General features: G+C 57.3%; 20 protein-coding genes and 1 pseudogene. 1 reads left to right on the forward strand and 20 read right to left on the reverse strand.

Going from position 1 to position 19,533, the window contains the following annotated elements:
- Position 1: 1 nt before the first annotated feature.
- The 17 genes and pseudogenes from LJU29_RS04040 to LJU29_RS04120 form a co-directional block, all read right to left on the reverse strand.
- Positions 2-1,120, reverse strand: coding sequence for a serine-rich family protein (locus LJU29_RS04040; protein ID WP_257111687.1), 1,119 nt, complete (start codon positions 1,118-1,120; stop codon positions 2-4).
- Positions 1,117-2,478 carry an STY4528 family pathogenicity island replication protein gene (locus LJU29_RS04045; RefSeq protein WP_257111688.1) on the reverse strand — a complete coding sequence of 454 codons (1,362 nt, stop codon included), beginning with the start codon at positions 2,476-2,478 and terminating at the stop codon, positions 1,117-1,119. The genes LJU29_RS04040 and LJU29_RS04045 overlap by 4 nt, the downstream gene beginning before the upstream one ends.
- Positions 2,475-3,212, reverse strand: a complete 738-nt coding sequence (locus tag LJU29_RS04050) for a DUF2857 domain-containing protein (RefSeq protein ID WP_007251597.1) — start codon at positions 3,210-3,212, stop codon at positions 2,475-2,477. The genes LJU29_RS04045 and LJU29_RS04050 overlap by 4 nt, the downstream gene beginning before the upstream one ends.
- 36 nt (positions 3,213-3,248) lie before the next feature.
- A complete protein-coding gene (locus LJU29_RS04055; RefSeq protein WP_257111689.1) occupies positions 3,249-4,991 on the reverse strand; it encodes a ParB family protein in 1,743 nt (580 codons plus the stop codon).
- A 2-nt stretch (positions 4,992-4,993) separates the two neighbouring features.
- The gene (locus LJU29_RS04060) at positions 4,994-5,311 is read right to left on the reverse strand and encodes an Arc family DNA-binding protein (protein ID WP_005747006.1); all 318 of its coding nucleotides are present in this window, start codon (positions 5,309-5,311) and stop codon (positions 4,994-4,996) included.
- Complete coding sequence (locus LJU29_RS04065) at positions 5,247-5,492, reverse strand: hypothetical protein (RefSeq protein ID WP_032649250.1); 246 nt, start codon at positions 5,490-5,492, stop codon at positions 5,247-5,249. The genes LJU29_RS04060 and LJU29_RS04065 overlap by 65 nt, the downstream gene beginning before the upstream one ends.
- The gene (locus LJU29_RS04070) at positions 5,489-5,893 is read right to left on the reverse strand and encodes a hypothetical protein (protein ID WP_005747005.1); all 405 of its coding nucleotides are present in this window, start codon (positions 5,891-5,893) and stop codon (positions 5,489-5,491) included. The genes LJU29_RS04065 and LJU29_RS04070 overlap by 4 nt, the downstream gene beginning before the upstream one ends.
- A gap of 1 nt (position 5,894) precedes the next feature.
- The gene (locus tag LJU29_RS04075; RefSeq protein WP_046835504.1) at positions 5,895-6,224 is read right to left on the reverse strand and encodes a hypothetical protein; all 330 of its coding nucleotides are present in this window, start codon (positions 6,222-6,224) and stop codon (positions 5,895-5,897) included.
- Positions 6,221-6,892 (reverse strand): hypothetical protein, encoded by a 672-nt coding sequence (locus LJU29_RS04080; protein WP_155511866.1) that lies wholly within the window; start codon positions 6,890-6,892, stop codon positions 6,221-6,223. The genes LJU29_RS04075 and LJU29_RS04080 overlap by 4 nt, the downstream gene beginning before the upstream one ends.
- 511 nt (positions 6,893-7,403) lie before the next feature.
- The gene (locus tag LJU29_RS04085) at positions 7,404-8,189 is read right to left on the reverse strand and encodes a hypothetical protein (protein ID WP_223282472.1); all 786 of its coding nucleotides are present in this window, start codon (positions 8,187-8,189) and stop codon (positions 7,404-7,406) included.
- 340 nt (positions 8,190-8,529) lie between these two features.
- A complete protein-coding gene (locus LJU29_RS04090; RefSeq protein WP_257111690.1) occupies positions 8,530-9,120 on the reverse strand; it encodes a hypothetical protein in 591 nt (196 codons plus the stop codon).
- Positions 9,117-10,463 (reverse strand): replicative DNA helicase, encoded by a 1,347-nt coding sequence (gene dnaB, locus LJU29_RS04095; RefSeq protein WP_055001702.1) that lies wholly within the window; start codon positions 10,461-10,463, stop codon positions 9,117-9,119. The genes LJU29_RS04090 and dnaB overlap by 4 nt, the downstream gene beginning before the upstream one ends.
- A gap of 57 nt (positions 10,464-10,520) precedes the next feature.
- Positions 10,521-11,381 (reverse strand): ParA family protein, encoded by an 861-nt coding sequence (locus tag LJU29_RS04100; protein ID WP_002552583.1) that lies wholly within the window; start codon positions 11,379-11,381, stop codon positions 10,521-10,523.
- Between the two features lie 101 nt (positions 11,382-11,482).
- Positions 11,483-13,023: pseudogene (locus tag LJU29_RS04105) on the reverse strand (dermonecrotic toxin domain-containing protein); the annotation flags it as partial.
- Between the two features lie 247 nt (positions 13,024-13,270).
- Complete coding sequence (locus LJU29_RS04110) at positions 13,271-14,644, reverse strand: PepSY-associated TM helix domain-containing protein (protein ID WP_057422714.1); 1,374 nt, start codon at positions 14,642-14,644, stop codon at positions 13,271-13,273.
- Positions 14,645-14,728: 84 nt separating this feature from the next.
- Positions 14,729-15,163: a DUF2946 domain-containing protein gene (locus tag LJU29_RS04115; protein ID WP_005753167.1), complete on the reverse strand. Its 435-nt coding sequence runs from the start codon at positions 15,161-15,163 to the stop codon at positions 14,729-14,731.
- A 13-nt stretch (positions 15,164-15,176) separates the two neighbouring features.
- Positions 15,177-15,638 carry a copper chaperone PCu(A)C gene (locus LJU29_RS04120; protein ID WP_005753166.1) on the reverse strand — a complete coding sequence of 154 codons (462 nt, stop codon included), beginning with the start codon at positions 15,636-15,638 and terminating at the stop codon, positions 15,177-15,179.
- 143 nt (positions 15,639-15,781) lie between these two features.
- Here LJU29_RS04120 and LJU29_RS04125 point away from each other — a divergent pair, with 143 nt between their 5' ends.
- Positions 15,782-16,240 (forward strand): REP-associated tyrosine transposase, encoded by a 459-nt coding sequence (locus tag LJU29_RS04125; protein WP_122321142.1) that lies wholly within the window; start codon positions 15,782-15,784, stop codon positions 16,238-16,240.
- Between the two features lie 150 nt (positions 16,241-16,390).
- Here the strand turns inward: LJU29_RS04125 and LJU29_RS04130 are convergent, their stop codons facing one another.
- Genes LJU29_RS04130 through LJU29_RS04140 form a run of 3 tightly spaced genes read right to left on the reverse strand, consistent with a single transcriptional unit; the run spans position 16,391 to position 19,421 of the window.
- On the reverse strand, positions 16,391-17,110 hold the full coding sequence (locus tag LJU29_RS04130; protein ID WP_122321140.1) for a cobalt-precorrin-6A reductase: 720 nt from the start codon (positions 17,108-17,110) through the stop codon (positions 16,391-16,393).
- Positions 17,107-18,219: a cobalt-precorrin-5B (C(1))-methyltransferase gene (locus LJU29_RS04135; RefSeq protein WP_257111691.1), complete on the reverse strand. Its 1,113-nt coding sequence runs from the start codon at positions 18,217-18,219 to the stop codon at positions 17,107-17,109. The genes LJU29_RS04130 and LJU29_RS04135 overlap by 4 nt, the downstream gene beginning before the upstream one ends.
- A complete protein-coding gene (locus LJU29_RS04140) occupies positions 18,219-19,421 on the reverse strand; it encodes a bifunctional cobalt-precorrin-7 (C(5))-methyltransferase/cobalt-precorrin-6B (C(15))-methyltransferase (RefSeq protein WP_002555385.1) in 1,203 nt (400 codons plus the stop codon). Before LJU29_RS04140 ends, LJU29_RS04135 begins: the two co-directional genes overlap by 1 nt.
- Positions 19,422-19,533: the final 112 nt, after the last annotated feature.

The raw sequence follows: 19,533 nt of genomic DNA on the forward strand, positions 1-19,533 counted from the left end.
TTTATATGAGCGGATTGATGGAGAGAGGCAAGATTGCCCGCGCGTGCTGGCTCTGGTCAGTAACAAACCGTTTCTTGATCGATTGGGGTTTCTCAATATCCGTGTTTGAAGTGATTCCCGGGGAATCACCTGGATCGGTGCTTGAAGTGATTCCCGGGGAATCACCCTGATGGGGGCTTGAAGTGTTGCCAGTGGAATCATCTGTCTGGATGTTTGAAGTGATTCCCGGGGAATCACCTGGATCGGTGCTCGAAGCGATGCCCGGGGAATCACCCAGATCGGTGCTTGGAGTGATTCCAGTGGAATCACCCAGATCGGTGCTTGAAGTGATTCCAGTGGAATCACCCTGATCGGTGGCCGAAGTGATTCCAGTGGCATCACCTGGATCGGTGTTCGAAGTGATTCCAGTGGAATCACCTGTCTGGGTGCTTGAAGTGATTCCCGGGGAATCACCTGGATCGGTGCTCGAAGCGATGCCCGGGGAATCACCCTGATAGGGGCTTGAAGTGATGCCCGGGGCAACACCCAGATCGATGGCCGGAGTGTTGCCAGTGGCAACACCCAGATCAGTGTTCGAAGTGATTCCAGTGGAATCACCCAGATCGGTGCTTGAAGTGATTCCAGTGGAATCACCCTGATCGGTGGCCGAAGTGATTCCAGTGGCATCACCTGGATCGGTGTTCGAAGTGATTCCAGTGGAATCACCTGTCTGGGTGTTTGAAGTGATTCCAGTGGAATCACCCTGATCGGTGGCCGGAGTGTTGCCAGTGGCATCACCTGGATCGGTGTTCGAAGTGATTCCAGTGGAATCACCCAGATCGGTGCTTGAAGTGATTCCAGTGGAATCACCCTGATCGGTGGCCGAAGTGATTCCAGTGGAATCACCCTGATCGGTGTTCGAAGTGATTCCAGTGGAATCACCTGTCTGGGTGTTTGAAGTGATTCCCGGGGAATTACCTGGATCGGTGCTTGAAGTGATTCCCGGGGAATCACCTGGATCGGTACTCGGAGTGATTCCAGTGGCATCACCCTGATCGGGGTTCGTAGTGATGCCATTGGCATCACCCAGCTCCAGATGTCGCTGGGCGTCCCCAACGGAGCAATCATCGAGCATTTTCAACCCCGAGTCCTCGGTCGAACCATCTGCTTGATGCTCAACATGGCGTCGCGTCCGGTTGCCAGTGAAGACACATCTCGCTCTCGAGGCGAAGCCCTCGTGACTGGGGTATGGGGAGCCTGAGTGGAAGCGGGTGGCTGGGTGATCGGTGACCTTGAGTGACTGGCGGCCACCTGTGGCTGCTGGGTGGCCGCTGAGGGGGCCTGCCACTGGGCATTGAATTCACCACTCAGGGCTTTCTGCGTGCAGCTCAACAGGTAGCCGAACGGGTTCTTCACGGATCCGCTCTTGCACCGATGTTGCCACTGATCGAGCAGCGGTGTTCGCAACCCGGGTTCTACCCGCTGCAAGGCGATCATCGCCTTGTCACGTTGATCCTGTGTGAACCGCTCAAACCCGGAGGGCAGATCCGGCGCACTTTCCTGAGCTTCGCGCGGTACAAAGCTTTTACATACAGATGTATTTGTATTGGTATACGTACTATATGAGTTCGGAATCCGAACCAAGCCGAAAGAGGCCGAATTCAGACTGAGTTCGGAATCCGAACCCGGTGTTTTTAAATTCGCTCCGGCGCTTTTTTCACTGAGTTCGGATTCCGAACTCAGTGAATCTGACTCGTCTGAGCCCTTGGTTCGGATTCCGAACTCAGTGCCATCCTGTGCGTGTTCGATGGCTTGCGGAGCGTCATGCCATCCCTGCTGCTGCCATCTCTGCTCGATGACTTCGAGTCGTGAAGGCATCGTGCCTGTTGCCGCTGCAAACTCTTTGAACGCATGGTCTGCAACGACTCTGACGGCTTTGTTGGCATGTTCAAGCGCCTGGCCGACGAGTTGCATATAGTTGTGATCGATTTCCATCGCCTCGGCACACCCTACCGGTTCATCGTGCAGGATGTAGACGTTGCCTTGCACCCGACCGCTGATCGAGTCACGTACCCGTTGTCCAAGGCTGAGCCAGCGCGTCAGTCTCAAGACGGTCAGCGCCTTGGCCACGGTTTCTTTGGAGGCCGATTTACCCGGTGACGAACCTAGGTAGGGACGTAGCTTTTCATAGCTCGGAAAAGCCGTGACGCCATCACCGTTGATCAGCAGCCTGAAGACTTGCCAGACATTGCGCTCAAGCGGTGAGAGACGATCATCGAGCAGCAGGCCACGGGGCACCGTTTCGTGTGGATTGCCACTGAAGACGACGCCTGCATACGGCTCGTCGCGGACGGATTCAGTGTCACTGGGTGTGGAACCTGAGCCAGCATTCTGCTGTTGAGCCAATTTCATCTGCTGGAGCAGCAAGTGGTTTTGCAGTGTTCCAGCCGCAGCATTGATGGCGACTGCCAGGGGAGGGCGCCGGTTCATCTTCGTCACATCCGTTCGCCTTCTACCTTGCCAGCGGCGCTTTCTTCTAGGCCACGTTCGGGAGCCCTGCCTTTCGGGTTGGCTTTGGTCAGTCGTCGGGATTCGCTCATCAGAACGAGGCTGGCGGATTTACGGTTTTTCCCCGGTGGGTAGAGGTCCTGAGCCAGCCATTGCTGAATCTTGTTCCACACCAGGCCCAGCGTAATCGGTTCGGGCGAGTGGTGATCCTGCTCTTCAGCCGGAATGTTGATTTCTTCTGTCAGCAACATGGCAACGTCGAGCAAGGCGACGCCGTCGGTATGATCGACGTTGAGATCAGCCATCAACTGGACGAACCGGTGCCATAACGGTGTGTCATCGGGCAGATCGCGAAAGCGACCGGGCTTGCCAGGTACGCCGACCAGAACTCGCTGCAGAGAGACTTCTTGCGGCGACATGCCGAAGAACTGCTGAAGCATCGGTGTGGTGGCACCCAGACGAAGCGCGCGCTGCACGATGCGGATCTCTTCGTCGGTCCGTTCTTTGTTGGAGAGCAGGCGCTTGACCATGTCTGGATCAATCGCCACCTGGCACCAGATGACGTTGGAGTTCAACAGCACGCTCTGAGAGGAAGGCTGCTGGAGCAGTACCAGAATTTCCGGGTCCAGGCCCATGTCGATGCAGCGCTTCACCTCACCGTTGCGCAGGTGATGCAGAATCTGGGCGACCATGGCTTCATTCAGTGGATTATGTCGTTTTGACATGTTCAAACTCCTGTCGCAGAACGCCGCGATAAAACCTCACGAGGTGTATGGCCCATCAACGTTCATCGCTTCCAGCTCGACCAGCCGGCGGCCTAACCGGATCAGCCGGAAAAGCTTGACGATGCAGGCATCATCCAGACGGCCCGCCAACACGGCCTCCCGGTCTTCATACCTGGGGCTGCCAAGCAGTAATTGGCCCAGCGCTGCCGTGAATTGAAACTCCGTCACATCCAGGGGAGCCTCAGGCGTCTGCCGGTTCAGGGCGATGGCGTAGACCCCGCTGATGGCCTGGAGCAGGGTCAGGGTATTGTTGGCCAGTTCTGTGAGTTCCAGGTCCATCGGCGGCTCGTGACATATAAAGCCCAGACCTCCAGGCACTTGCGCCACGGTGTCGCGGTTCAGCCCGGAGGTCGTGGCGATTTCGTGAGCAAGCTGAGCCATGACCTGACGCAGTTCATCGGGCTGGTCCATGATTCGTTCGATGTACCAGACATCCGATATGGGGTGCAGGCCCCCGGCTTGCACGGGAATCGACACCAAGGCGTTGGCTTTGAAGTCCGGCAGTTCCTCGCCATCCAGCGCCGCAACCTGACGCTTGATCTCAAAGACGCGGTCGGTGGTTGAGACCGGTGTGACGACATGGGCTTCCAGCCGCGCGATACGCTCTTCATCAGAGAGTGGCGGCGGCAAAGGCTTGTCGGTTTTCAGGGCAGAAGCCGACGGTGCAGTCACCTGCGTGTCAGGTGACTGGGTCAGTGATTCCGATTGCAGCGTTTTTGGTTCCTGGTCCTCTTGGGGCCGGTACGCATCAGATTCGGACTCGGCTTCGGGCTGCACCTGCGGTGTTGGTGGTAATCGCAGCGGCGTTTCAATGACCGATGAACGACGTGCCATCGTCAGGTTTTCGTTGACGTTCAGCAGGACCTGCTCATACGTCCTGCCCGTACCTTCCTTCATATGGCTGATCAGTTCATCCTGAACACGTTCACAGACGAATTCGCTGGCATCGCCATCGAACATTGACAGCACGTCCTGGAACAGCACCTCGAAGTCGGTGACGTTCGTTTTGCCCTCGGTGTGCGTCTGCCACGTCTGAGCGGCGGCTTTACGAAGGGCCAGCAGCCGTTCGATCTGAGGTTTGCCCAAACCGGAGTAGAGCGCGGCGGGGATCACCGGCAGCAGGCAACGGATTGTCTCCTGCATTTTGCTGATGTGGGACTGCGATACCGGGTAACCGTCAGCTTTCAGCCTCTTCGCCAGCTCTCGTTGAGATATGGGCTCGCCGGTTTCTTGCTCATAGATAGCTCGGGCATTTTCAATGCCTACGGCGCGCTCGATGAACATCAGGTTACCGCGCAGGTCGTTCTCGGCCAGGTGGCCGGTGAGGGCAATGATTTCCCCACGCTCGCCATCCCAAGGGCGGAACAGTACGCTGATCCTGTAAAAGCGCTCGTCACCCGTTTCTTTGTACAGCTCTCGCAGAATCGACAACCGCGTATTGCCGCCGTTGCGGATGATGAACTTCTTCTCACCCGGACGACGTGTGACCTGGGGGGGCTGATCCAGACCCCTGACCCGAATGGAGTCCTTGATCTCCTGGTACTTGATGTTGGTCACCGTGCGAGGGTTATGCTCATACGCTGACAACTCGTCCAGGGTCAGTACCATGGGCGTGTCTGCTATAGGGTCTGGCAGTCGATCTACGGATGGACCTGATCGACTAAATGAGCCCTGGAGCAACTTGCCCGTTATTTCATCGGCAGTGAGTTTGCTCGCCATGATTATTGACCCGCCTCAGAAAGTTGAACGACATTGCTCGCTGGCGTCCCGCCGTTGAGCAACACATCGATCACGGCCTTGAGCCTGGCGATCTCCTGATCTTGCTTCAGGCTGCAGTCGATGCGGTGTACGCATTCGCTATTCATGGAGCGATGACTGGCTTTGGCAGCCATCGATAGCCGAGCTCTCATTCCCATCGGGAAACGAACAACAAACTTTTCGTCTTTGTCGTCGTCACGGATATTCACGGTTTCGCTATTCAACATGGCGTTCTCCATCATGGCTGAGGGGGTGTGCGCGGCGCAGTTGAGCGCGAGCATTGAGGCCGGCCCTGTGGTCGCTGGGTGTGAACGAGGTGAAAATGGGCGAACATCCACCTTTGGTGAACTTGACGTGGCCACCGTGAGTGCGATGGACCGCCCATCCCTGCGAAATGGCGAAGTCAGCCAACGCCTGCAGAGATTTTTTTGCGCCTCGAATAGATGCAGGCATATTGCTCATGATCGTGCCCTCGCATTGCCGAAAGCAGCCGAGCGAAAGGGGATCTGGTAGCGGCGAGCTATGGCCTCACAACGCTTACGCGTTTGATTGAGCGACGCAGCTGCTGAAAAGAGTGATGAACCGGCAGTGCAGTGAGCTCTAAGCAAGCGTGCCAGCTCGGTATCGCTGAGCGCATTTGCTTTTTTCTGCTTCTGAGACTCAGTACCAGCCTTCAACAGGGCCGTTTTTTCAGCATTGATGATGAACGAAGGGGCATTCACACGCTGATCGGCTTCCACTCGTTGGATGGACCCTCCGCGATTGAAGTATTCCGTAATGGCCTTCTCGATCCGCAGCCTGTCTCTCTCTCGATCTGACTGACTGGGTAGATCCTCTTCAAGAATGTTGTAGTGGCGCGCCATGTCACTGTTCCTCCGATCCGCTGAGCTTGTTACCCGCCTGGATCTCCAGGATTTCAACCTCCTGGTCGGCGAAAGTCTCGGTGAGCTTCTCCATGAACGAGCGACGCGAACAGCCATCTTCCATACGAAACACAACGGTGTACTCCATGCAGCGGGGCATCTGATTGAGCGCTGCATCAAGTGCCTTGGTCTCGACCGTGAGGACCTCGACCAAGTCGCCGCTATGGCATACCGGGCACTCCGCTGCCGTCATCGCCACATGAGCTGGAAGATGTTGGCCGCAGTTGCGGCATTCATCTGTAATCAAAAGGGCCTTAGCACACGTATTCATAGCGATTCCTTGGCTGCTTGGGACAGTTCGGGCCATGCCAATTCGGGATAAGTGGCTAGTACTCCATGAAACCCTGGCAGGCCTTGAGCTGAATGCACCTGAGAAGGACGCGTGGCTTGATCTGGCAGGAGAGCCATTAGGAGAGGCAGGGAGCCGCGACGCCCCTTGGTGTTGCGATTCGCCCGGCTTTCAACTACCCGCAAACCCATGCAATCGAATGGTTTTGTGAGCCATGACATAGGACGTGGTTCGCTTTCCCCCCAAATAATCTCGGGATTTATGCGAATGACTTCCGAGAACTGAAAATTACCTTCGTGCTGATTCATTACGGCAGCACAGCGTTCGCTGATCAGTTGTTCATCTCTGAGCCTGTCCATCATGGTTTTGCTGTTAAAGGCTCGACCGTCAACCAACAGGTCGGTGTTGTCTTCGAAGTAAGTTCGAATTTCGGCAAATAGCCACTGTTGAGCGGTCAGGAGCACATCATTGACGAGCCAGGCGTTGGTCCTGACGCCTTCGTAGGTGAGTTGATGACGGCAAACTTCAATGAGCGCGGTACAGAGTATTTCGCTGGAAATACCTGGCATATCCGGCGACGATAAAAGCGTGGCGGTGGCGGGCAGCGGTGTCTCTACCGATACTGAGTTTGGTTTTTTGGGCGTGAGCATGTCTGCCCACCAACCTGCAGGCGCTTGTCGTAAGTCGACTATTTGAAATGGAGTAGGGGCATTACCCTCTTTTCCATCCCAGTACCAATAGTAGCCGGGTTGGGTTGGCGTTGACTGCGACCAGACAAGTGTTGCAGTGCTGAAGTCGGTTGTCGTATTCATAGCGAGTGGGCCTCAGACGGCTGACCAGCAGACCGTTGAACCTGAGCGGGCAGGACCGCGCGCACTCGTGGGGAAAGGGTGCCGGACTCAGCCAGTGGTAGAGTTCGGTTTCCAAACGAAAACCCAAACCACCGGAGGTCCGGCATGGACACAGTTGAAAAAAGTTGGTACGACCAACTCCTGTTGGCGTTGGAAGACCGATATCCCGCTGAAAACAGTTCCCCGATGGCTAAAGTCAGGGCGAGAAACCAGCGATTGCCGATATATGCACTGTCGGCACTGGGTAATGCCTTAGCGCAAGCGCGTGGATGGCCGCTCAAGGGCATGGATGCCGTAGATTTTGCGATCATCAGAAAATACTCCTGGTTTCTTCCTCAGGTGCAAGCTCTGCCGCCTGCCAGTAAATGGCTAGCACTACACGAGGATTTACTGAGCCTGCCCATTGATCAGGCTGCGATTGAGGCTTGGGGAGTAAAGAACCCAGAGCCAGTCGAGGTTGATCTTCTGGGATGGGTGGTAAACCCATCAGGTCTGCCACCTGCTTGAGTGCAGGACCGTCGGCAAACGTCTCGTACCAGAGTGGTGGGCGTTGTTCGCCGTCACCCCAAACGTGCTCAGGGGCGATCTCTACAGCCAGGTTAAGGTGTGAGAAACTGGTGCTGCCCGTTTCGCGTACCGCGACGGCTCTGGGGCGAGCGATCAGATGGGACTGCGCAAGCTGTCTGATAAGATCGTTCTGATTGGGCACCTGTAACGATGGATCGAGGTCGATCAGTGCGCGGGCGAGATCCCGATACAGTGCTGGGTACAGAGCCCAAACGTGGTGTTCGGTGAGCCAGGCTTTGCGGGCTTCGGGCGGGTCGTTTTCAATCGTGTGGCGCACGGCCAAGGCCAGCGCCTCACGTAGAAGCTCTATCGAGAGCGAGCCCTGTACCTGTTTTGGCGCTGACAGGGGAGCCGGTGGTGTTGTCATTTCCAACCACCAACCGCTGGGTGCTTGACGGACGTCGGTCAGCGCAAAAGGCTGAGGGGACATGCCTTCTGTTCCATTCCAGAACCAATAGTAGCCGAGTTGGGTTGGCGTTGACTGCGACCAGACAAGTGTTGCTGTGCTGAAGTCAGTTGGCGTATTCATAGCGAGTGGGCCTCATACGGCTGGACAGCAGACCGTTGAACATGAGCGGGCAGGACCGCACGGACTCGTGGGGAAAGGGTGCCGGACGCAACCGGTGGTAGAGTTTGGTTTCCAAACAAAAACCCAAACCACCGGAGGTCCGGCATGAAACCTAGAGAAGTACAGTCGTACGATGCGCTTGCGGAAGAAATTTGGAAGTCCGCGCAGGCGCTGCTAGGGTTTAACTTCGTTGCACAGCGACAGTGGTATGAACAGACCTTTTGTCTGGCTGCGTTGGGTGATTCACTGGCTGTCGCAAGAAACTGGGATCTGTCAGGCTTGGAGGCGATTGAATATGCACTCATTCTCCGGCACTCCTGGTTTCCTGATCAGATCCGACAAATGACTCCTCGCGATAAGTGGCTATCACTGCATGAGGAGCTGGCAGGACTGGAGATGGCCTATGGTGCGAAGCAAGCGTGGAGGGATCGGGAAGCAACAGAGCTAGACTCCAACGATTCGCCTGAGGACGTGTGGCGTATATATCCCCGGGGATACCCAGTGCCATGAAGGGGTGATCTTCAACCTCATGGCAGAACCAGGGAAATGCATCCAGAAGTGCGTTGTCAGGTAGCTCGCCTTTGGCGAGCTGCAACAATGGACGCCAACGCGCTCGACCGCCGAATTTCGAGTCATACCTCAGAACGTAGCGTTGCGGACGTGATACCAATTCGAGTTGCAGCAGAAGGTCAGCCAAATCGCTCGGAATTTGCCGACTTGGTAGAGGGTTCAATGCAATGCTGATAAGCGCGCTCAGGGCGGCTGCATCTATCAGCATGATGTCATCCACCAGCCAAGCAGACGGATGAGGCTTTTCTGTCAGGCATTGACTTATTGCTTCGTGCAGATGAGGGGCAAGAGATTCCTTTGTCAGTTCAATGAAGGACGTCATGCCCTTGCTCCTTGCCAGGTGCTGGCCGAAAGATTTTCAAAACGGGTGTGCTGGGGGATGAAAGCCGTTCTGACGGTGCCGAGCGAGCCATTGCGATGCTTGCCAAGGATCAGCTCGGCGATGCCTTTGTGCTCGGTGTCGGCGTTGTAAACCTCATCCCGATACACGAAGAGAATTAGGTCCGCATCCTGCTCAAGCGCGCCCGAGTCACGTAGGTCCGCATTGATAGGCCGCTTGTTCGGACGTCTCTCCAGCTCTCTGTTTAGTTGAGAGAGCGCGACGACAGGGCAGTCGAACTCCTTGGCCAGCGCTTTGAGCGAGCGAGATATCTCGCTGATTTCGTTGGCCCGATTTTCCGTGCCAGGGCACTTCATCATTTGCAGATAGTCGATCATGATCAGGGCTGGCTTTCCGAAACGCCGTGCCCCTCTGCGTGCCCGGGCACGAATTGCCGAAGGCGTCAGGTCTGCTTGGTCATCAATGACAAGGCGGTCCCTGTAGGAATTGACCTTGGCCACTGCCATTGAGAGCCTCGACCAATCCTCATCTTCGAGCTGTCCGCGTATCAGCTTCTCAAGATTCAGATGCCCTAATATGGATAGAAGCCGGTAAATGATCGCTTCGGCTGGCATCTCCAAGCTGTAGATATGAACAGTGGAGTGGTCATCTTTCTGAAGCGCAGCGTCCACGAAATTCAGCGCCAGACTGGTTTTTCCCATCGATGGCCTTGCAGCGAGGATGATCAGATCCGCTGGCTGTAAGCCACCCGTCAACTCATCCAGATCGGACAGTCCAGTGGGCACTCCAACCACCGACTCTCCTGCGTTGAAGCGATGATCGATCTTGTCGACCACCTGCAGGAGCATCTGGTTGACGTCAACAAAGTCAGACGTCTGCCGTCCTTGTCCCAGAGCAAACAGCTGCTGCTCGATGACGTCCTGCACGACAGCCGCATCCGCCTGAGGATCCGAAGCCTCCCGGGTGCATGCATAGCCGTGTGAAATCAGCCGACGCAGATGAGCTCGGTTGCTCACTGTGTCGGCATACGCCTTGATGTTAGCCACGGAGGGCGTGTTCTTGGCGAGCTCACTGAGGTAAGCCAAGCCACCAGCAGCATCTATGGCCGCAATGGAGTCGGACACCGTGACCACGTCAAATGGCCTGTTCGATTCAGCCAGCGCCGCAATGCTCTGGAAGATCAGACGGTGCTCGGCCCGGAAAAAGTCATCGGCTTTGATGCGGTCTGCGATCAAATCCCATGACTCGTTGTCGAGCATCAGCCCGCCAAGCACCGCTTGTTCGGCTTCGACGGAGTGAGGGGGTGACATATTGGATATATCCATCACGCCCTCCCGATGCTTGCCAGGGACGGCAAGTCCTGATCGTCGACGCAGGCCATCTCAATGGCCCCCTTTGACAAGGGTTTCAACGGCGTTTTCGGTCATTGACTCAAAGCGGTCCGCCCATTGCGGAAAAAGCTCGATGGCCAGATCTCGGATGATCTTCAGGGCGCTGGGCGCGCGGCGATTGCTAGGTTGCTTGTACTCTATCCGATGAGCCGACATGCCTGCGGTTGAACCTTGGCGGAAAATAACTGAAGCGGGAACTGTATTTCTGAGGACGTCGATCTCAGTGTTGTCAGCAAAAGTCCTTCTGATCGCGTCATGGATCTCGCGGGCATCAACAGTCTGGTCGAGACAGTTCACCACGACCTTGATGGGGGGAACGAGCAGTCCCAGCCTTGAGTAAGGACGCAGGCCTTCAAGCATCTGCAATGTGCCACGGTTAAATTCCCGGGCGCTCAGCATGTTCGGTGGTAAGGGTGAAACGGCCAGATCTGACGCTAACACCACCATTTCCAGCATGACGCTGCGTGCGCCTTGAGTATCTATGAGGATCAGATCGAATTGGTTCGCAAACGCTTTCAGGAGATGAGCCAGTCGAAGCCGTCCGTCAGGTGCCTGGAGCAGCAGGTTGATCAACTGGTTGTTCGGATCGTTTGACAGGATCAGAGACAGGTTTGGGATGCTGGTCCGGGAGATGATTCTTTCTGGATCAGTGAGGTTGTGTGCGATCAGGTCGAAGATGCCGCCGCTGACTTCCTCTGTCATGGGGTAGTAAGAGGACAGTGAAGGCTGGACCGGGTCCATGTCTATGAGCAGGACCTTCAAGCCGGCGTCGGCGCAGAAGCCGCCCAGGTTGGCAGCCAGCGTGGTTTTTCCGACACCACCTTTGGTGGACAAAAGCGAGGTTACGAACATGATATAAAGCCTCTAATGGGGACATTAGAGGCTGCGTGAACCGATCAACACACCATCCGAGTGTGCCGCTTTTTTATGTCAGCAAAAGCCAATTGGCTTTTAACCAATTCCTTGACGGTGGTTTTGTCCAGTTTGCTGATGACTGCGCCTTCACTATCCATAGCCTGGATCAGCAATGCATCCTTAGCTTTGGCCCGGTAGGCATGGGTGTGTGCCAACTGCCATAGCGACGTATTCACGGTCTCGGTTGCAGGCATCATAGGCGCGCCGGGAATATCCAGCACTTCAGTGCCGGTTATATAGGTCAGTGAAACAATAATGTGCTGCGCTGCTACCTCCACTGAGGCTCGTTTCAATACGTCCTCGAGCTGCTTGTCGATATAGCGCGTGAAGTAAGTGCGGCTGTCGTTATCCGGCTGACCGAAGTGGTCCTTGCTGTTTTTGCGAATATTCACAACCGATTGGCCAAACCGCTGCGCCTGCTCATGCCATTCAATGCGCTGCGACTGCTTCATGGTTTTCCACCATGCAGGCATCTGGCTTTCCACCAGATCGTTATCGAGCCGCAATGGTGGTCGAAGTAAACTTCTGATCCCAGTAGTTGCACTATCGATTGCTCGAAACAAACCGCATCCATTCGTTGGGTGCGGGCAAGCTGTACGGCCTGAGCGAACATAGATTGCTGTCTGGTGATCTGGCGTGTATGCAACAGGCTTAGAAAGTTGCCTTCCAGCAAAGTGTATTGCCACTGCAAGATGCTGCTGTCAGGTGCAGCCTGGACTGGTTGGTCAGCCCTGGAATCAGCCAGCAGACGTCGTCTGTAATCAGGTTCAGCCCCTCGTCGAGCAAGGGTTTCGTTCATTTGTGTCAAGGATGCAAATGCTTCCAGCCCGTCATGCGGGGTGAACAGCAGCACATCTTCAAGCTCCTCCTGATCGATCTGCACAGGTTCATCACGAAGGCGTCTTGCGATTACAAACGCCCCGTAAAACGAAAGCGGAGGGCTATCACCAGCGCTTGCCGAAAGTCCATAAACGCTGTGTGGCTGCAGCTCGGCAGTATTTCCGTCGGGGCCAGGGGCGCAAGCTGCCAATGCTGCCGACAGCAGGCTGTAGTGCCCGGTCGTCATTTTTTCGAGGGCAATCTGCACCGCGCATTCAGATTTCATGCACTCGATCTGCTCGGCTACAAACTGGTGTCCCTTGGTTTCGCCATCCGATGTTGCAATGCTCCAGTAGTCCTCAAGTTTCTGGCTATAGAACTGTTCCAGTTGCTGGCTGACCTGGGTATAGAAAGTCGCGATAGCTGCGCGGCCCAGCGGTTGGATGGCTGGTGTTTGCGAAGTGGACGACGGAGTCGGGTAAAGGCCTTGCACATCATGGTCGGTCCAGTTCAGAAGGCCGGTGAAGTGCTCGATCAGACTGGGGATCAGCGGAACACTGTGAATATTGGCTCCCTCGTTCGGTATTTCTTTGCTGTCAAGGTAGGTCAGCCATGTTGTCTGCACATCCAGCTCGGGTTTGAGGGGGGAGAGCAGGGTACTGGCCAGCTCCTGGGTTGCTTTGCTGAAACCAGGTGGATACGTGTCGCTGGCAAGTGAACGTTGTGGAGGTGGTGTTGATGTTATGAGCGGTAGGTTCATTGTGCCGATTCGCCTGCATGATGGATGATCCGCTTGAGGCATTAGCCGGGCGGTTCATTTCATGTAGTCAGGGCTGACGGCGCACGGCTATCGGCCAGCGCAGGTCGGTGAAGGCAGCATTGGCGATCTGGTCGGTAGGAAGTTTCGGGGGCATGGAAGGTTCAAAGCAGGGCGGGACCTGAAACCGGGTATGAGGAGGAATTCATCACAACGCCACTCAATGGTTTCAGGCCCCGCAGCGAGCAATCTAAGCTGTTGCCGCAGTTTTGGCAAAGCGTGAAAGCACTATTCGATCAAGCACCCAGACAATCAGCATCGAAATACCCACCAGAGGGAATATGACGCCCAGGGCAATCATGACCATCGTCGCGGTTTTCCAGCGTGGCAGGTCGTGGCGCAATGGCGGTACACCCAGCCCGCTTCGAGGTCGGCGCTTCCACCAGATCACCAACCCACTGACCGAGCTGAGCAGTACCATCAGGCAGACCAGCAGAATCAGCAATTGGTTGATCCAGCCGAAAAACTTTCCTTCATGCAGCATCACGCCCAGCTCGGTGGCCTTGGACACTGCGCTGTAATCAACGTAGCGCACGTCGGCCAACACCTTGCCGGTGTACTGATCGATATGCAGCGTCGCGTCATCGCGCGGGTCGTCGGCGAACACCGACACAGTGAACACGCCATCAGCTGTTTTAGGCTGGGTGATGCTGTAGCCCGGTACGATCTCTCTGGCGCGTGCAATGTCGACAACTCGCTGCAATGACACGGTTGGCGCTGCCGGTGCGCTGGACATATGCATGTGGTCCATGTGCTCGGCATGCTCGCCGGTTGAAACCGGCATCGGCGTATTTTCCATGGCCCATGGCACGGTCTGCACGCTGGCATTGTTCAACTCGCCAGCCTGCTTGTCGGACTTGGGCACGTCAGTCCACATGGCTGCCGGAAAGGTGTTCCATACCGCAGCGTATTGTTTGCCCCACAGCCCGGTCCAGGTCATGCCGCTCAACAGCATGAACAGCAGCAAAAACGCACCCCAGAAACCGGTCACCGCATGCAGATCACGCCACAGCACGCGCCCCCTGGCGGTCAGGCGTGGCCAGAACACGCCAGCGGCCGAGCGCCCTCGGGGCCACCATAGATAAAGGCCGGAGACCACCAGCACAATCCCCCAGCCAGCCGCCAGCTCGACAAGCCGGTCACCCAGCGTACCGATCATCAGCTCGCCATGCAGTGCGCGGGCAATCGCTTGCAGGTTCTTTTTGGCGTCCTGGGTGCCAAGAATCTCGCCGCGATAGGGATCAATGAAGACATTCACCTCGCGGCCTTGCTCGCTGATCAAAAACTGTGCGCTGCCCTCGGTGCTTGACGGTGGGAAATATTTGCCAATGGCTGCCTGTGGGTAAGCACTCTTTACCCGCTGTTGCAGCTCGTCGGCAGTGAGGCGGTGCTCGGCCGGTGCCACGCTGAGCAGGTCGTGGTACATCAGGTTGTCCAGTTGCGGCTTGAACAGGTAAATGATGCCGGTCAGCGATAACAGGATCATGAACGGCGCGACGAACAGCCCTGCATAGAAATGCCATCGCCAGGCAAGGTTGTAAAAAGAGACATCAGGTTTGGACACGTTCAACGCTCCCCAATAGGGATAACACAGCACGAATGGCGCGCAGCCTTAAGCTGCGCGCCGTCGTGGAATCTTTTTTTCGGGTTATGCCGTGGTGAGCGCTGGCGGTGCCCGGCTTCGGGCATTGGGGAATATAGCCTTGTGTGCATGCCCCGGCAGCGGCTGCGAGGCAAAGAAATCACCCGGCCTTGGCGGCGGGGCTGCGACCAGTTCCAGCACATGGGGCAGCGCCGGGCAACTGAACAGCAGTGTGCAATAGCCGCATTTTGCCCACAGCGCGTGATCGCTCATGCCCGCGTCGGCAGGCATGGAATGCTCGCCGCCGTGATGGGCGTGGCTGTCTGCCGACATATCCATACTGGCTGGCATGGACATCGACATGCCGGCGTGATGATCCATCGGCATCGACTGGGAAACCAGTGGACCGATAAAGATCATCAACATGGCGAACAGACTCAGCCATGCGCCCCGTTTGTTACGGGTGGCTGAGCTGTCGCGAACGCGGCGTAAGGTGCTCACTCTGTGAAACGACTCAGTGCTGGTGTTCCGGAGCCTGCTTTTGTACCACGACCTGCACCTCGACATCTCCCGCCTTTTCAAAATGCAGGGTCATCGGGAAGCGCTGGCCTGTAACCAGCTTCGAACGGTCTGTCAGGTCCAGCAGCATCACGTGCCAGGCCATCGGCGCGAAACTCACCTTCGCACCGGCCGGGATGTCGACCGCCTGAACGTGCTGCATCTTCATCAGTCCGTCGGCATGTATATGCTCATGCAACTGCGCTTGCCCGGCGATGGGGCTGTCGACGCTGATCAGACGATCTGCGCTGTCGCCCTTGTTCTCGACAGTGAAATACGCCGCGACCGTCGGCGCATTGGGCGGCAGCTCCATTGACCAGGGATGGCCAATCAGCAACGGCCCAGCCTTGTACTCATGGGCCTGGGCAAAGCAGGCTGGCAGCAGTAATGCGGCCAGCAGGAGTGCGTTTTTGAGCATTGAGGGGGTTCTCCGGAGGTTTTAGAAAAAGAGTGAAGGGCAGCTCGACTGGACATACGAAACACTCAGGTAAACCTTTAAGCACCGCTAAGTGTGCGCGTTTTGTAGAGTTGCTCCCAAGCACGCGGCCATAAGGTGATGGGATGAGTGAGAGGGCAAAGTCGCATCGTTTGCGCATCGGACGGATCTCCGGTACAGGCCAGATTTATCTGGTCACCGCGAAAACACTCCAGAGAAAACCTGCTTTTTCTGACTGGCGCATGGGGCGTCTGTTCGTCGATGAGCTTCGGCAAGCCCAGGAGCAGCAACTGGCCGATTCATTAGCGTGGGTCGTCATGCCGGACCATATTCACTGGCTGCTGCAGTTGAATAGCCACTCGTTATCCAGAGTTGTACAGCGCGTCAAATCGAAAAGCGCGATCACCATAAACAGAGCCAGCGGCTGCAGTGGACCTTTTTGGCAAAGCGGATACCACGACGTAAGCATCCGCACTGAAGAAAGCCTTTTAAATTTCGCCCGTTATATTGTTGCCAATCCTGTTCGAGCCGGCTTGGTCAAAAGCGTGCGTGATTATCCCTTATGGGACGCAATTTGGCTTTGAAAATAACGACCCTGTGGGAGCGAGCTTGCTCGCGAAGGCGGATTAATGGATCAATTGATTTTCAGCGGCTATACCGGCCTCTTCGTGAGCAAGCTCACTCCCACTGGCCGGGTTGTTTCACGATTTTCATGAGGACTGAAGACGGTTCATTCACTCCAGCCCCAACGCCTCCAGCACCTCATCCACACTCCCCAAAATCCGATCCACCTCAGGCAACTCCGGGCGTTTCAGGATCAGGACGGGCAGGCCGCGCTCGCGGGCGACTTCAAGCTTGGGTTCGGTGGAGCTGCTGCCACTGTTTTTGCTGATCAGCACATCAATATCGCGTTGTTCAAACAGCTGACGTTCGTCTTCCAGTGCAAACGGGCCGCGCGCGCCGATCACTTCGCAGTGGTCATTGCCGGGGTAGCTGTCCAATGCCCGAAGCGTCCAGAATTGATGCTCCGGAATCTCGTGCAGATGCTGCAAAGGCTCGCGCCCTAGCGTGAACAGTGGCCGCTTGAAGGGCGCCAGTGCCGTGACCAGTTCTGACCAGTCGGCCACTTCACGCCAGTCATCACCCGCACCAGCCTGCCAGGCAGTGCGGCGCAAGGCCCAGCAGGGAATTCCAGTCAGCCGGGCCGCACATGCAGCGTTGTGGCTGATTTGCGCGGCATACGGATGGGTTGCGTCCAGCAGCAAGTCGACGCCCTGTTCGCGAATGTACTGCGCCATGCCCTCTGCGCCGCCATAGCCGCCAACTTTCAACTGACAGGCCAGATCTGCCGGCACTCGACCCACACCTGCCAGGCTATAGATGTGCTCAGGCCCGAGCCTGCGTGCAATCGCCAGCGCTTCGGTAATGCCGCCCAACAGCAGAATTCGTTTCATGTGTGTTCCTTCGATAACGCAACGCCCGCCTGACCGACAATTCCGCCCTGGCGGTCGATGGCGAACACTTCGACCTGAACCTGTGCAGGCACCACGCTACGGGCAAAAGCCAGCGCATGACGACACACCTCATCACCCAGCGGCACACCCGCCGCAGCGCTCATCGCAAGCGCCTGCTGGCTGGTATTGGCATCGCGAATACGCTGTTGCAGGTCTGCGTCCGCGCCGATATCCGCCGCCCACAGCGCCAGTTGCGGCAGGTCGATGCTCGAATGGCGGCTGTGCAGATCCATGTGGCCTGCGGCCAGTTTGCTGATCTTGCCGAAGCCACCGCACAGGCTCAACTTATCCACAGGCACCTTGCGCAGGTGCTTGAGCACTGCACCGACGAAATCGCCCATTTCGATCAGGGCGATATCCGGGATGTTGTACACGCGGCGCATGGTGTCTTCGCTGGCGTTGCCGGTGCAGGCGGCAATATGCCGATAGCCGTTGGTGGTGGCGACGTCGATGCCCTGATGGATCGACGCGATGTACGCCGCGCAGGAGAAGGGCCGGACAATCCCGCTGGTGCCGAGAATCGACAGTCCGCCGAGAATACCGAGGCGCGGATTCATGGTTTTGAGCGCCAGCGCTTCGCCGCCCTCGACGCCAATCGTAACCTCGAAACCACCGCTGTAGCCGAGTTCTTCCGCCAGCTGCAGCAAGTGTTCGGTCATCATGCGTCGAGGCACCGGGTTGATGGCGGGCTCGCCCTCCGCCAACACCAGGCCGGGGCGGGTCACGCTGCCTACACCTGCGCCTGCCACGAAGCGCACGCCGGGTGCCATTTCCAGCCTGACGCGCGCAAACACCAGCGCGCCGTGAGTAACGTCGGGATCGTCCCCGGCATCCTTGAGCGTTCCGGCTTCGGCGAAGTTATCCACAAGGCGGCAGAACTCCAGGCGCATCTGCACCTGTTTACCCTTGGGCAACACAATTTCCACCGCATCGCTGATTTGCCCGCTGAGCAACAGCCGCGCCGCCGCGAGGCTGGTTGCGGTGGCGCAGCTGCCAGTGGTCAGGCCACTGCGCAGCGGAGCAGGCTGTTCGGCGGTTTCTTCGCGCATCAGGGTTTGACTACATCCAGCAGAGTGATCGGCAATGCCTGACGCCACGTATCGAACTCGCCAAGAGGCTGAGCATGGGCGACGTGAATACGCGTCAGTTCGCCGCCATGCCGCTCGCGCCAGGCCATGAGTGCAGCCTCGCTTTGCAGGGTTACTGCATTGGCGACCAGCCGCCCGCCGGAGCGCAACTGCTCCCAGCAGGTTTCCAGCACGCCGATACGGGTCACGCCACCGCCGATGAAAATCGCATCCGGACGCTCCAGACCGCTCAGCGCCTGTGGCGCGCTGCCGCGGACCAATTGCAGGCCCGGCACGCCCAACGCATCGCGATTGAATTCGATCAGTTGCTGACGGCCTTCGTCCGCTTCTATGGCCATCGCCCGGCAGGTCGGGTGCGCGCGCATCCATTCGATGCCGATGGAACCGCAGCCCGCGCCGACGTCCCAAAGCAGTTCACCCGGCACCGGAGCAAGGCGGGCAAGGGTGATGGCCCGCACGTCGCGTTTGGTCAACTGGCCGTCATGCTCGAAAGCGCTGTCTGGCAAACCGGCCACTGTACTCAGGCGAATGGCGCTGGCGTCGGCGCGACAATCGACGGCAACCAGGTTCAGCGCAGCGATCTCGGGATTGCCCCATTCACTGGCCAGCCCCTCGACGCGCCGTTCGGCTTCACCTCCCAGGTGCTCCAGGACCGTCATGCGGCTAGGGCCAAAGCCTCGTTCGCGCAGCAAACCGGCAATCACTGCGGGGCTGCTGCCATCATTGCTCAGCACCAGCAGACGTACGCCATGATGGAAATGAGCGTTCAATGCGGCTACCGGACGGGCAACCACTGACAAGGTAACGACTTCCTGCAACGGCCAGCCCAGACGAGCGGCGGCCAGAGAGTAAGAAGAAGGGGCGGGCAGAATGCGCATTTCGTCGATGGCGACTACGCGTGCCAGGCTGGCGCCGACGCCGAACAGCATCGGATCGCCACTGGCCAGTACGCAGATTTCGGCACCGCGCTGTTCCAGCACCGGGTTCAGCGAAAATGGACTCGGCCATGCACGCCGCTCAGCGCGAATGCACGGCGGCAGCAATGCCAGCTGGCGCGGACCGCCGAACACCTGATCAGCGTGCAGCAGAGCGTGCCGGGCGTTCTTGCCCAGGCCCTTGTAACCGTCTTCTCCGATTCCCACGACTGTCAGCCACGGCGACATGTACCTACCTCAATCCGAACTTCCGACAGAGCGCCTTTTCATGCCTGCGGACAAAGCAGGCATAATACCGCGCCCGACGGGGTACAAGTGCTCTAATCCACGTCCAGTTCAT

This window comes from Pseudomonas ficuserectae (assembly GCF_024584585.1).
GTDB lineage: Bacteria > Pseudomonadota > Gammaproteobacteria > Pseudomonadales > Pseudomonadaceae > Aquipseudomonas > Aquipseudomonas amygdali.

Bases quoted from the DNA above. Each gene is read 5' to 3' on its own strand.
- LJU29_RS04085 (WP_223282472.1), bottom strand. From the start codon at position 8,189: ATGAATACGCCAACTGACTTCAGCACAGCAACACTTGTCTGGTCGCAG.
- LJU29_RS04140 (WP_002555385.1), bottom strand. From the start codon at position 19,421: ATGTCGCCGTGGCTGACAGTCGTGGGAATCGGAGAAGACGGTTACAAG.
- LJU29_RS04055 (WP_257111689.1), bottom strand. From the start codon at position 4,991: ATGGCGAGCAAACTCACTGCCGATGAAATAACGGGCAAGTTGCTCCAG.
- LJU29_RS04080 (WP_155511866.1), bottom strand. From the start codon at position 6,892: ATGCTCACGCCCAAAAAACCAAACTCAGTATCGGTAGAGACACCGCTG.
- LJU29_RS04130 (WP_122321140.1), bottom strand. From the start codon at position 17,110: ATGAAACGAATTCTGCTGTTGGGCGGCATTACCGAAGCGCTGGCGATT.
- LJU29_RS04050 (WP_007251597.1), bottom strand. From the start codon at position 3,212: ATGTCAAAACGACATAATCCACTGAATGAAGCCATGGTCGCCCAGATT.
- LJU29_RS04125 (WP_122321142.1), top strand. From the start codon at position 15,782: ATGAGTGAGAGGGCAAAGTCGCATCGTTTGCGCATCGGACGGATCTCC.
- LJU29_RS04090 (WP_257111690.1), bottom strand. From the start codon at position 9,120: ATGACGTCCTTCATTGAACTGACAAAGGAATCTCTTGCCCCTCATCTG.
- LJU29_RS04120 (WP_005753166.1), bottom strand. From the start codon at position 15,638: ATGCTCAAAAACGCACTCCTGCTGGCCGCATTACTGCTGCCAGCCTGC.
- LJU29_RS04065 (WP_032649250.1), bottom strand. From the start codon at position 5,492: ATGAGCAATATGCCTGCATCTATTCGAGGCGCAAAAAAATCTCTGCAG.
- LJU29_RS04070 (WP_005747005.1), bottom strand. From the start codon at position 5,893: ATGGCGCGCCACTACAACATTCTTGAAGAGGATCTACCCAGTCAGTCA.
- dnaB (WP_055001702.1), bottom strand. From the start codon at position 10,463: ATGGATATATCCAATATGTCACCCCCTCACTCCGTCGAAGCCGAACAA.
- LJU29_RS04135 (WP_257111691.1), bottom strand. From the start codon at position 18,219: ATGCGCGAAGAAACCGCCGAACAGCCTGCTCCGCTGCGCAGTGGCCTG.
- LJU29_RS04075 (WP_046835504.1), bottom strand. From the start codon at position 6,224: ATGAATACGTGTGCTAAGGCCCTTTTGATTACAGATGAATGCCGCAAC.
- LJU29_RS04100 (WP_002552583.1), bottom strand. From the start codon at position 11,381: ATGTTCGTAACCTCGCTTTTGTCCACCAAAGGTGGTGTCGGAAAAACC.
- LJU29_RS04060 (WP_005747006.1), bottom strand. From the start codon at position 5,311: ATGCTCGCGCTCAACTGCGCCGCGCACACCCCCTCAGCCATGATGGAG.